General features: G+C 63.8%; 10 protein-coding genes and 1 tRNA gene. 4 read left to right on the forward strand and 7 right to left on the reverse strand.

Annotated features, from left to right (window positions below; genetic code table 11):
* Window positions 1–50: 50 nt before the first annotated feature.
* The 4 genes from ACNJX9_RS32695 to chpT all read right to left on the reverse strand — a co-directional run bounded on the left by ACNJX9_RS32695 (window position 51) and on the right by chpT (window position 4,647).
* Window positions 51–416 carry a response regulator gene (locus tag ACNJX9_RS32695; RefSeq protein WP_007600538.1) on the reverse strand — a complete coding sequence of 122 codons (366 nt, stop codon included), beginning with the start codon at window positions 414–416 and terminating at the stop codon, window positions 51–53.
* A gap of 68 nt (window positions 417–484) precedes the next feature.
* Window positions 485–955 carry a chemotaxis protein CheW gene (locus ACNJX9_RS32700; protein ID WP_057748011.1) on the reverse strand — a complete coding sequence of 157 codons (471 nt, stop codon included), beginning with the start codon at window positions 953–955 and terminating at the stop codon, window positions 485–487.
* A 24-nt stretch (window positions 956–979) separates the two neighbouring features.
* Window positions 980–3,799: a hybrid sensor histidine kinase/response regulator gene (locus ACNJX9_RS32705; protein WP_057740847.1), complete on the reverse strand. Its 2,820-nt coding sequence runs from the start codon at window positions 3,797–3,799 to the stop codon at window positions 980–982.
* 194 nt (window positions 3,800–3,993) lie between these two features.
* Complete coding sequence (gene chpT, locus ACNJX9_RS32710) at window positions 3,994–4,647, reverse strand: histidine phosphotransferase ChpT (protein ID WP_057748559.1); 654 nt, start codon at window positions 4,645–4,647, stop codon at window positions 3,994–3,996.
* Between the two features lie 176 nt (window positions 4,648–4,823).
* On the opposite strand from chpT, the gene ACNJX9_RS32715 reads away from it, so the two are divergent.
* On the forward strand, window positions 4,824–5,651 hold the full coding sequence (locus tag ACNJX9_RS32715) for a 3'(2'),5'-bisphosphate nucleotidase CysQ family protein (protein WP_439406132.1): 828 nt from the start codon (window positions 4,824–4,826) through the stop codon (window positions 5,649–5,651).
* On the opposite strand, the gene ACNJX9_RS32720 is transcribed toward ACNJX9_RS32715, so the two are convergent.
* Window positions 5,645–6,130, reverse strand: coding sequence for a YHS domain-containing (seleno)protein (locus ACNJX9_RS32720; protein ID WP_057748732.1), 486 nt, complete (start codon window positions 6,128–6,130; stop codon window positions 5,645–5,647). The genes ACNJX9_RS32715 and ACNJX9_RS32720 overlap by 7 nt on opposite strands.
* Before the next feature lie 141 nt (window positions 6,131–6,271).
* Between ACNJX9_RS32720 and ACNJX9_RS32725 the strand changes: the two genes are divergently transcribed.
* The 3 genes from ACNJX9_RS32725 (at window position 6,272) to ACNJX9_RS32735 (ending at window position 8,529) form a co-directional block, all read left to right on the forward strand.
* A complete protein-coding gene (locus ACNJX9_RS32725) occupies window positions 6,272–6,880 on the forward strand; it encodes a DUF1134 domain-containing protein (RefSeq protein ID WP_057748565.1) in 609 nt (202 codons plus the stop codon).
* A gap of 118 nt (window positions 6,881–6,998) precedes the next feature.
* A complete protein-coding gene (locus ACNJX9_RS32730) occupies window positions 6,999–8,294 on the forward strand; it encodes a hypothetical protein (RefSeq protein WP_439406135.1) in 1,296 nt (431 codons plus the stop codon).
* 160 nt (window positions 8,295–8,454) lie between these two features.
* Window positions 8,455–8,529 (forward strand) — tRNA-Val (locus ACNJX9_RS32735).
* Window positions 8,530–9,642: 1,113 nt separating this feature from the next.
* On the opposite strand, the gene ACNJX9_RS32740 is transcribed toward ACNJX9_RS32735, so the two are convergent.
* Both ACNJX9_RS32740 and ACNJX9_RS32745 read right to left on the reverse strand, forming a co-directional pair.
* Window positions 9,643–10,008, reverse strand: a complete 366-nt coding sequence (locus tag ACNJX9_RS32740; RefSeq protein WP_439406137.1) for an XRE family transcriptional regulator — start codon at window positions 10,006–10,008, stop codon at window positions 9,643–9,645.
* A gap of 9 nt (window positions 10,009–10,017) precedes the next feature.
* Complete coding sequence (locus tag ACNJX9_RS32745; protein ID WP_439406139.1) at window positions 10,018–10,359, reverse strand: type II toxin-antitoxin system RelE/ParE family toxin; 342 nt, start codon at window positions 10,357–10,359, stop codon at window positions 10,018–10,020.
* Window positions 10,360–11,290 lie beyond the last annotated feature (931 nt).

Consider the following 11,290-nt stretch of genomic DNA (forward strand, 5'->3'; position numbering starts at 1 on the left):
GTTTAGTTGACAACCAACGCCGAAGGAGCCGTCCAGCCTCCGGTGTTTGCTCAGATCAGGCCGACTTCCTGGAACTTCGCGGTCACGATGTCCTTGTCGAACGGCTTCATGATGTATTCGTTGGCGCCGGCGTGCAGCGCGCGCGCGATGTGGGCGACGTCGTTCTCGGTGGTGCAAAACACCACCTTGGGCTGGTCGCCACCCGGCATGCGGCGCAGATGACCGAGGAACTCGTAGCCGTCCATGACCGGCATGTTCCAGTCCAGCAGGACAGCATCGGGCAGGCCGCGCTTGCAGGCCTCCAGGGCCTTCTCACCGTCCTCGGCTTCGAGAATCTGGAAGTCGAGGCCTTCCAGGATCCGGCGCGCAACCTTGCGGATGACGCTGGAATCATCAACGACGAGACAAGTTCGCATGTGAGCCTCTGCTTCCTATCCCCTGTGAGGGGGACTTCCAATTGATCGTCGGCGGCGATGCCGCCGTATCAGGCCGCCATCATCTCGGGCGCGAGCTCGAGGACGCGATCGACGTCGAGGACGACCATGAGCTGGCCGTCGAGACGGTGGACGCCGCCGGCGAGCTTCGCCATGCGGGGGTCGAGGTTGACGGGGTTCTCTTCCTTGCCGTCCTCGGGCAGGCGCAGCACCTCGCCGATCTGGTCGATCAAGAGGCCATAGGATTCGCCGCGCAGATCGACGCCGACCGCCATCGCCGTCTTGCCGTCCTCGTCCCTCGGCAGGCCGAGACGGGCGCGCATGTCGACCACGGTGACGATGCGGCCGCGCAGGTTCAGCACGCCCGAGATCTCGCGCGAGGACAAGGGAACGCGGGTGACGCGCTCGGGCATGAACACGTCCTGGACGCGGGAGATCGGCAGGCCGAACAGCTGGCCGCCGATCATCGCGGTGACGTATTCGACCATGGCGCCTTCGCCAATTTGCGTCTTCTTGCTCATTTCAGTGTCTCCTGGTCCCTGCCCTTATGCCGCGGCCCGGCTCAGCTCGGAGGCGCCGGCGGCGCCCGCGGTCTGCTCCTTCAGCGCCGCGATCAGGCCGGGACGGTCGAACTTGGCGACATAGTCGTGGAAGCCGGCCTGACGGCCGCGCTCGATCGCGGCCGGCGACACCAGGGCGGACAGGCCGATGATCGGCATCGAGCCCAGATTGCTGTCGGAGCGGATCACTTCGGCGAACTCGAACCCGTTCATGTCGGGCATCTCGATGTCGGTCAGGACCACGTCGAAGCTCTGCGCACGCAGCGCAGCCAGGCCCTCCTGCGCGGTCGGCGCGGTGCGGACGCGGTAGCCGGCGGCCTTCAGCACCGGGGCCAGCATGTTGCGGAAGAAGGCACTGTCGTCGACCAGCAGCACCGACTGCGAATGCATCGACGGCTTCATCTCCTTGCGGGTGAACCAGTCGGCGAACGCCATGGGCAGGAAGTGGCCGACGTCGATCACCTCGGTGGCCTGGCCCTTGATCACGGCCGAGCCGAGGATGCCGGAAGCCGAGCCGCCGACCTCGATGTTGAGGCGCTCCTCGACGATGTCGATGATCTCGTCGACGACGAGGCCCATGGAGCGGCCGTCATCGGCGAACACCAGGATCGGCTGGGCGCCCTGGGAGGCGATGGTGACGCCGTCCATGGAGACGAGCGGCATCAGCTGCTCGCGGTACTGCACCATGTAGCGGCCGTTACTGAACTCGATCTTGTCGGCCGGGAGCTCTTCCAGGCGGGTGACGAGACCGAGCGGGACCGCCTTGGGCTGCGACGAGCCGGCGCGGAACACCAGCAGCGAGGTGGTCTGCTCGCCCGAGCCGATGTGATGGGCGCTGTTGTCGTCGGCCATGTCATGGGCCGAGGAGCCGGCGGCGCCGAGCGCCTTGGCAATGCCGTTGGGGTCGATGATCATGATGACAGCGCCATCGCCCAAAATGGTGTTGCCGGAGAACATGTCGATGTGACGCAGCTTGGTCGACATCGGCTTGACCACGATTTCTTCGGTGTGGAACACGCCGTCGACGACGATGCCGAAGGTCTGGCTGCCGACTTGCGTCACCACGATGAAGCCGTTCTCGGGATCGCTGGCCGCGCCGTCGTCGATCTTCAAGAGCTTCTTCAGGTGGATCAGCGGCAACAGCTTGTTGCGCAGGCGCAGCACCGCGGTGTCCTTGATGCGCTCGATGCGGTGCTCCGAGTTGGCGCGGGCCCGGACCAGCTCGACCACCGAGAGCTGGGGAATGGCAAAGCGGTCGCCGGCGGCTTCCACGATCAGGGCGGAGACGATCGCCAGCGTCAGCGGGATCTTGATGGTGACGGAGGAGCCTTCACCGGCCACCGACTTGATGTCGATGGTGCCGCCGATCTGGTCGATATTGGTGCGGACCACGTCCATGCCGACGCCGCGGCCCGAGACCGAGGTGATGGCGGCTGCGGTCGAGAAGCCCGGCGCGAAGATGAACTTGTGGATCTGGGCTTCGCTCATCTTCTCCAGCTCGGCCTCGGTGACGAGACCTGAAGAGAGCGCCTTGGCCTTGATCTTCTCGGTGTTGAGGCCACGGCCGTTGTCGGCGATGCAGATGATGATGTGGCCGCCCTCGTGATAGGCGGACAGGCGGATGGTGCCCTGCTCGCCCTTGCCGGCAGCGAGCCGCTCGGCGGGGGTTTCCAGGCCGTGATCGGCGGAGTTGCGCACCATGTGGGTGAGCGGGTCCTTGATCAGATCGAGCACCTGGCGGTCGAGCTCGGTGTCGGCGCCGTGCATCTCCAGCTCGATCTGCTTGCCGAGTTCGCTCGAGAGGTCGCGGACGATGCGGGGCAGCTTCTGCCAGGCATTGCCGATCGGCTGCATGCGCGTCTTCATGACGCCTTCCTGCAGCTCGGCGGTGACGTTGGAGAGGCGCTGCAACGGCACCTTGAACTCGGTGTCCTCGTTGCGGCGGGAGATCTCCAGCAGCTGGTTGCGGGTCAGCACCAGCTCGGAGACCATGGTCATCAGATGCTCCAGCGTATCCACGTTGACGCGGATCGACTGGTTGGCGATGCGCTCGCCCTCGCTCGCACTCTCGTCGGCCATCGACTTCTTCGGCGCGGCCTTCTCCTTGGGCGCCCTGGTGTCCTTCGGCGCTTCGGCGGCAGGAGCCGGCTCGGCCTTCGCTTCGGCCTTCACTTCGGCCTTGGCAACGGGCGCGGGCACCGGCGCTTCGATCGCGGTCTCGCGGAAGGCGCGCTCGAGCTCGTCGAGCGAGACCTCGCCCGGACGGAGCGGACGCTCCAGCGTCTGGTCGACCAGCGAGCCCGTGGTCATCTCCTTGGCGGGTGCGGGCGCAGCAGCAGGCGGCGCTTCCGGCACCAGCGGCGGGGCGTCAGCAACGGGAGCGGAGCCGCCAGCCGGCATCGGCTGCGCCGAGCCTGACATCGCGGCCATGCCCTGCTCGACCATCGCTTCCAGCTTGTCGATGAGATCGCGGTCGTTGCCTTCAGGCTCGGCTTCGGTCGCCTCCAAGCCGGCCAGGATCTCCTTGATGCGGTCGATCGAGGACAGGATCACCGTCACGGCCTGGCCGGTCACCGGCATGCCGTCGCGGAATTTGCCCATCAAGGTCTCGCCGGCATGCGCCAGCGCTTCGAGCCGCGGCAACCCGAGGAAGCCGCACGTGCCCTTGATGGTGTGGACCAGGCGGAAGATGTTATCCAGGATCTTGGCGTTGTTCGGCTCCTGCTCGAACTTCACCAGCTGATTGTCGACGGTGTCCAGGCTCTCGCTGGTCTCCGTCAGAAACTCCCGCAACAGATCATCCATGAAAACAGGCCTTCATACAGGGAGGGCGCGCACGAGACGTGATGCGCCAGATCGGAATGAGGCCAGCTTCACCGCAAAGCGTTTAATATTGGTTGAGTATGTGCAAAAGAACGGAACCAACAAAGAGATAAGGCGCTCCGGACAAGCCGAAGCGCCTCGTCAAGGATCGGTTAACTAAGGGCGCAGCGCGCGTTTTACGAAGCGGTAACGATGACGGCTTCGCCCTCCAGCTTGAGCGTCACGCTGAGCCCGCAGGCCTGCGCCAACAGCCGCGTGTAATAAGGCTGGATCGCATGAGCATCGGCGGCCGGGCCGCGCTCGCCGCTCAAGAGCTCGGAGATGTTCTGCGGCAGGCGCGCGTTGTGCCCGGTCGCGGTGATGCGGAAGCTCATCGCCGCGCCCTCGCCGATCGGATCGACCGTGAGCAAGCCGCCGCGCGGGATCGTGTGCTGGGACACGACCAGCATATTCAGCAGCAGCTTGACGCGGTTCTTCGGCAGCAGCAGCCGCGGCAGATTCCATGTGATCGTGCACTTGCCGTCCTCGATGTGGCCCTTCGCCATGGTCTGGGCATCGCCGAGGTCGATCTGCGCTCCGGAGGAGCCGGCCGCGCCGAAGGCGAGACGGCAGAACTGCAGGCGGGCGGAGGCGGTCTTGGCACTCTTGCGGATCAGGTCGAGCGCGAATTCGCGGTCCTCGGGCTTGGGATCGTCATCGAGCACCTCAAGCCCATTGACGATGGCGCCGACCGGGCTGATGAGATCGTGACAGACCCGCGAGCACAAAAGGGCCGCGAGTTCGAGCATATCGGGAGCAGAAGCGGTAGCCGAAGACGGAGCGTCAGACATAGAGGGTTCCTGGAATTGCACGGCGCGGACGCGGCGAATCACGCATGGCCTGGACTGTCGCTGCGGGTTCTATCATTCGCCAGCCCGTGGCAGGAAGCTTGCGATAGGTTCGAAGCGGCCATAAGGGGACACGGGCGAATCACGTGAACAGAGGCAAACTTGCCGATGAATGAGGCATGCAGGTGAGGATCATCGACGGCGAGGCCGCTGGTAGGCTGATGGAGCCCCTGACCGCGCTGGTGGTGCAGGCCGGCGAGGCGATCCTTGCCGTCAACCGCTCCGCGATGCGGGTCGATGGCAAGCAGGACGGCTCGCCTGTCACCGAGGCCGACCTCGCCGCCGACCGAATCATTGCCGAGGGCCTCGGCCGGCTTGCGAACGACGTGCCGACGCTGTCGGAGGAGCGGACCCATCTCGCCTCGCCGCCGTTTCGCGGCAGCTTCTTCCTGATCGATCCGCTCGACGGCACCAAGGAATTCGTCGCCGGCCGCGACGAGTTCACCGTCAATCTCGCTCTGGTTACCAAGGGCGTGCCGCTGCTCGGCATCGTCAGCGCGCCCGCGCTCGGCGTGCTCTGGCGCGGCATCGTCGGGCGCGGCGCCGAGCGCGTCACATTCGAAGGCACCACCAGCGGCGCTGCCCAGCCGATTCGGACCCGCAAGCTGCCCGGGCCTGGCGAGCCCTGGATCGCGGCGGTGAGCCGTTCGCATGGCGACCCCAAGAGCGAAGCCTTCATCGATAGCAGGCCCAACGCCGTCAGAAAGACCTGCGGCTCGGCCGTCAAGTTCGGCCGGATCGCGGAGGGCAATGCCGACATCTACCCCCGCTTCGGGCCGACCTGCGAATGGGACGTCGGGGCGGGCTGCGCGGTGGTGACGGCCGCCGGCGGCAAGGTGACCGACGGCAAAGGCGGCGAGCTCCGGTTCGGCGAGCGCGGCGACACCGGCTTCATCATCCCTGATTTCATCGCCTGGGGCGATGCCGAAGCGGTAACGACCTACTGACTGAGCTTGTCCTGCAGCGCCGGCCAGCGCTTGCCGACTTCATACAGGAATCGTTCGGGGTCGGCGGTGAAGGCGTCCCGATTGTCTTCCCGGCTGAACAGATAAAGCCGCTGCGCCGCGATCACGAAGAAGCGGGGATTGCCGGCGATCGTGACGCCGCGGGCGATGTCGACGGGATCATAGCCGCCGAATTGCGGGCCATAGATCTCGGGATGGGACAGGAACTCCGCCCGGTTGCCGTCGTTGCGGAAGCGCCAGACCGCGCCCCAGAGATTGGCCTCGAACTGCGCCGTCCCCTGCTCGGCTCCGCCGTCAACGAAATAGGCCACGGGGTCGAAGCCCTCGATGGCGACGCCGGAGAAGCGATTGACGACAATCCGCTCGGTGGTGGCGGCCTGTGCAGGTAACCCGGACAGGCCGAGCCAAATGCACGCCAGCAGGCAGACCAGACCGCCGATCAAGGCAGTTCCGGGGCGCAAAGGGCTATCTTCCTGCCGTTGTGCCGTCATAGTTGCTGCGGATAACATTCGAGTCGAGGGGTCATCCGGACCAACCTAGAGCCGTGCCTAATAGCATCAGGTTAAGGGAAGCGGACCGGGATCGATATCAGGGGTTCTTTTATGACTTTCGCATCACGCCTTGCCGCAGCGGCGCTCATCGCGCTGGCTGGCTGGACCGTGCCGGCTTCCGCCCAGACGGCCGCGCCGCCCCCGGACCTGCCACCACCGCAGCGGACCCCGACTCCCAATACCTATGGACCGGACGAGCTCGTCACCGCCGGCCATCGCTTCTTCGGCAATGTCTCGCGCGGGCTCGCCTCGATCATCGAGAAGGCGGTCAGCCAATGGGGCCTGCCGAACGGCTACATCCTCGGCGAAGAAGGCTCCGGCGCCTTCGTCGCTGGGCTGCGCTACGGCGAAGGCACGCTCTACACCAAGAACGCCGGCGATTTGCGCGTCTACTGGCAGGGTCCCTCGCTCGGCTTCGACTGGGGCGGCGACGGCGCGCGCACCATGACGCTGGTCTATAACCTGCCCGCCACCAATGCGATCTACCAGCGCTTCGCCGGCATCGACGGCTCGGCCTATATCATCGGCGGCTTCGGCATGACGGCGCTCACCGCCAACAACATCGTGCTGGTGCCGATCCGCTCCGGCCTCGGCCTACGCCTCGGCGCCAATATCGGCTACCTCAAATACACGCCGCGGGCGACCTGGAACCCGTTCTAGGCTTCTCCCCCGATCCGGCTTCCGGATTCACGTTAACAACAGGGCAGGGCTGGCTTTTTGCCGGCCCGCCATGCATTGTCCTTGGTAAATTTTCCCTTGTCTGTTGGAGCTCTGACCCATGGTCGAACCGATCATGTACCTGGCGATCGGTTTCCTGCTGTCGATGCTGTGCGGGCTCGCCATCGTGCCGCTGGTGCATAACCGCGCGGTGCGCCTGACCACGCGCCGGCTCGAGGCGGCAACGCCGCTGTCGATGGCGGAGATCCAGGCCGACAAGGACCAGCTCCGCGCCGAGTTCGCCATGTCGGCGCGGCGGCTCGAGATGAGCGTCGAGCAGCTCAAGAACAAGACTACCAGCCAGCTCGCCGAGCTCGGCAAGAAGACCGACGCCATCAATCGCATGAAGATCGAGCTCGGCGAGAAGAACGCCACGATCTTCGCGCTCGAGGCGCGCGAGAAGGCGGTGAAGGAGCAGCTGCGGGCGACCGAGGAGGAATTCAACGCCAAGAGCGAAGCGCTGCGCGAGGCCGAGATCGCGCTGAGCAACAAGCAGGGCGAGCTCGCCAAGATCAACTCCGAACTGTCGGACCGCTCGATGATGGCGGAGAGCCGCCAGGTCGAGCTGGTCGCGGTGCGCGCGCAGATCGAGGAATTGAAGAACCGGGTCGGCGATGCCGAGAAGGAATTTGCCGCGACGCAGGCGCGCCTGGCGCAGGAGCGCAGCGAATCCGAAACCGTCTCGCGCGAGCTTGGCGAGGCCCGCGGCCGTGTCGAGAATCTGAGCCAGCGCGTCACCGAGCTCGATCGCCAGCTGATCGTGCAGGTCAAGGAAGCCGAGATGCTCTCGGGCCGCGTTGCCGACCTCGAAGGCCGCCTCGCCACGCAGGGCAAGCTGCTGGCCGAGCGCGAATACGAGAACAACCAGCTGCGCCAGACCAACGAGGGCGCCGAGCGCACCATCAAGGAGCTGCGGGTCGAGATCGCCGCACTGAGCGGCGGCAAATCATCGGCCGCGATGGAGACGCTGCGCGCCGAGAAGGCCGCGCTGGAAGAGCAGCTGCGCACCGCCCGCGACGAGCGCGCGAAACTGCAGCGCGACGTCAATGCGATCCAGCAGCAGGCCGAGAGCTCCTGGGCGACCGAGCGCATGGAGAACGCGCTTCTGCGCGAGCGCATCAACGACATCGCCGCCGAGGTGGCAAAACTTGCGATGCAGCTCGAGGGCCCGAACTCGCCGATCGAGGCGCTGCTGGCCGCCGAAGCCGGCCAGCCGCCGAAGCCCGCGCCGCGCCCGGCCAATGGCGTCGCCACCAATGGCGCAGCAGGCCCGCTGCCCGAAGGCGGTGGAACGCTGGCCGAGCGCATCCGTGCGCTCCAGGCCCATGCCTCCCGCGCCCGTCAGCAGGGCGCGTAAGCGGCCCAAAATCCGGCCGCGCCACCGAATTGTGACACCATTGGAAGGTTTTCCGCCCCTGGGGCCGCCTGAAAACTTGACACTGATAGCCCGCACTTCTAAATCGCGGGCTCCGATGCGCCGGCCGGCCGAAAAGTCCGGCCGTTGGCATGATGGTCCCGGGCGCATAGCTCAGCGGGAGAGCGTTCCCTTCACACGGGAGAGGTCCAAGGTTCGATCCCTTGTGCGCCCACCATTAATCTCGAAAATACAATCACTTAGAAGGCTTCTTCCCACGCCGCGTGCCCCGAAAATGCCGGGGCACAATGCGGGCACACTCTACGTGATCCTCATCGTCGGGCTTCCATCCGTCCGTCGAAAATGTTGGCTGGCACATCTTCGCGCAGATGTCTCAGGACGTGAGCGCCTGAAGGCGCCGAGAGCGCCGAGCATCATGGCGCCGTAGAAGAAGCCGATCCCCCAGCACGGGGCCATCATGCCGATCAGGGTCTGATCGGTTTTTCTCCTCGATCCGGTGCAGGCGCGCTCTTTTGGGGTATTGCACATAAGCCCGGACGCTCGCCCGAGCCGCAGTGCGGACAGGCCTCGGCTGAAAACGAAACATTGGCGCCGCAGTCACAGCAGCCGATTCGGCGCTAGACGCTGTCCGATGCAGTTCTTGAAGACTGAGGCTGCCAACTCCGAGCGGGGACGATCGGCCCCGATGGCTCAGGTGCACGGCTTGGCCCCAGCACACGGCTCCCCTCATGCCTCGACCGAAGGTCCTGTAAGATCGACTCTAGTGATGGTTCTTCAGGCATACGCCAAGCTTTTCGGACGGAACTCGACGTTCGAGCCGAGCTGCGTTGCGTCGGTTGATCGTGTCAAGGCGGATATGACGGGCCGGCGCGCACTGTTTGGGTGACGCTACCGGGAGATGGGTGACATTCTACAACTTTCCCGGCCTTTGTTAGCCTTCGAATGCAGATGTACGGCAGCTTGTCCGTTTCAGGCAGTCAAGGGCCGATCTTTAGGTCGGCGCGGGAGAAGATTGCTTCTCTGATGCGCGCAGGATCTGATGCGATTCTTGATGCCAGCCACCTTCGCAAAGCTGACCGGGTGCGGAATGCGTCGATCGTCCCCCCAGACCTCAGTGTTCGATATGTCATCGTCGACCGAAAGCTCGAAGACAAGCTAAATTCAATCGGGGACAGGAGGCCAGGGCTCGTAGAGGAGCATCACGAGGCTTTCATGTCGTCGATCTCGGATTGTCTCGAGGGCGATCGCCTGCAGCATGTAAACGTGATCGACATGCGGAGTATCGAGTAGCGTGGCGGCTAAGCCTGCAGTCTCATGCAGTTCTAGTTCTTCAGGCCCGAACAAGCTCTGGCTTCTTGCGCTTGACGACCTTTTTCGGCGCAGAGGAAACGTCTTCCATTGATCTGATTATAACCGGCGCTCGCTTCGGAAAGCGAGCGACCAGTTCTAGCGAGCCGCCCATAGCCTCAACGTAGCTTCGCATGGTGGACAGCATCATATCGCTTCGCTTTTCAAGGCGTGAAATGCTGTCCTGTCCAATCTTGAGCGATCGAGCCATTTGCTGCTGCGTGAGCTTCTGAGCTCTGCGAATATCCTGCAGGGTCAGTTCTTCGGCAATCAATTCCTGCGCCCTGGCCTCAACCTTCTGCCGACGAGCAGGGGAGAGCTTGCCAATCACATCATCGAGCTTGCGCATGTTCATCTCCTATTTCTTCTTCAACGCAGGCCGCAGCTTTCGCAAATGCGCGCTGAAACGAGCGTCGGCTACCTTGATCAAAGTCTTGTAGAACTTCGTTTGGTTTTCGCCCTCCTTATCGCCACCAACAAGAACTATTGCCTGTTGCCGGCTATCGAAGGCGAACGCGAACCGCCAAAGGCCGTCCTTCCGAAATCGAAGCTCCTTCATATTTGGGAAGGATGAACCTTCAAGCGTATCGACATTCGGGCGACCAAGGTTAGGTCCGAACTCGGCGAGCACCTTCAAACGAGCTAAGAGTTCGTCCTGAATTTCGGACGGAAGCTCATCGAACTCAAACTCGTCGTGCAAGTTGACCTGCCAAACCATGTGAAGATAATGGCATCGGAAACATATGGTTTCAAGTACATATTCTGAAATTTTCGCCTGGGGGACGGAACTCCGCCCACCTTCAGTGAGCAGTCGTTCCTCGTTCGACGCGGTTGTCGGCGCTCGTCACGGTCATTCCCGATGAACGGCGACGGAGGTGGCGGCCGCGCTGCGGCGCAGTCGCCACAGAGGCGATCAACCCGACAATTTGTTCTTGTAATGTTCCAAAAGGCATGACCGAATCTTCACACCTTCGAACCCCCTGCTCGACCCGTCGCGCACACGGACGCACGAAGTTTTCATGACCCTCGCGCCTGGCGCATGGTCATGCCAGGCGGCAAAGGACCAGAGTGGCAAAACGGTTCTTGTGCGCGTCAATCGGCCATCGGAGGCCGCCGTCAACGCACACAATGCAGCTCTGATCGGAAGCGCTGTTTCCAACGTGTTGCAGGGTCGTTAGCGCCTGGTCCCTTCCGAGATAGTCGAACTGCGCCTTAAAGAGTGGAGGATTGTGCGAACGCTTGAAGGGCGTTACGGCACGTAGGCGGCGGACCACAAGCCATGACCAATCACACGCGTGTCATTGTCGAAAAGTTCGTAGACGCGCGCGAACTAGCTATTCCTATAGACAAAGCCTGAGATTGGCTCGGTTCTCGGGGTGCCCGCTCCCGCTTAGGCATGGTAGATTTCGGCGGGTGAGCACCATCCGAGCAAAGATCTCCCGCTCCTCGCGCTCCCAGGGTTCGGTGCAGCGCCGCCATCGCCCAGCGATGTCGATCCAGCAGGAAGTGAGAGCTCATGGCAATACTCCGCCTCCTTCATGCGCGGTCGGTCGCCGCGTTCGGGCAGATGGCACTCGTCCTCCAACAGGAGAGCCTTTCGCAAATGGGCGGATGCTCTTTTGGAAGACATT

The organism is Bradyrhizobium sp. BLXBL-03, assembly GCF_051853015.1.
Taxonomy (GTDB): Bacteria; Pseudomonadota; Alphaproteobacteria; order Rhizobiales; family Xanthobacteraceae; genus Bradyrhizobium; species Bradyrhizobium manausense.

Excerpts from the sequence above, each read along its gene's own strand:
- ACNJX9_RS32695 (WP_007600538.1), bottom strand. The coding sequence starts at position 416 with ATGCGAACTTGTCTCGTCGTTGATGATTCCAGCGTCATCCGCAAGGTT.
- ACNJX9_RS32700 (WP_057748011.1), bottom strand. The coding sequence starts at position 955 with ATGAGCAAGAAGACGCAAATTGGCGAAGGCGCCATGGTCGAATACGTC.
- ACNJX9_RS32705 (WP_057740847.1), bottom strand. The coding sequence starts at position 3,799 with ATGGATGATCTGTTGCGGGAGTTTCTGACGGAGACCAGCGAGAGCCTG.
- chpT (WP_057748559.1), bottom strand. The coding sequence starts at position 4,647 with ATGTCTGACGCTCCGTCTTCGGCTACCGCTTCTGCTCCCGATATGCTC.
- ACNJX9_RS32715 (WP_439406132.1), top strand. The coding sequence starts at position 4,824 with ATGCAGGTGAGGATCATCGACGGCGAGGCCGCTGGTAGGCTGATGGAG.
- ACNJX9_RS32725 (WP_057748565.1), top strand. The coding sequence starts at position 6,272 with ATGACTTTCGCATCACGCCTTGCCGCAGCGGCGCTCATCGCGCTGGCT.
- ACNJX9_RS32730 (WP_439406135.1), top strand. The coding sequence starts at position 6,999 with ATGGTCGAACCGATCATGTACCTGGCGATCGGTTTCCTGCTGTCGATG.
- ACNJX9_RS32740 (WP_439406137.1), bottom strand. The coding sequence starts at position 10,008 with ATGCGCAAGCTCGATGATGTGATTGGCAAGCTCTCCCCTGCTCGTCGG.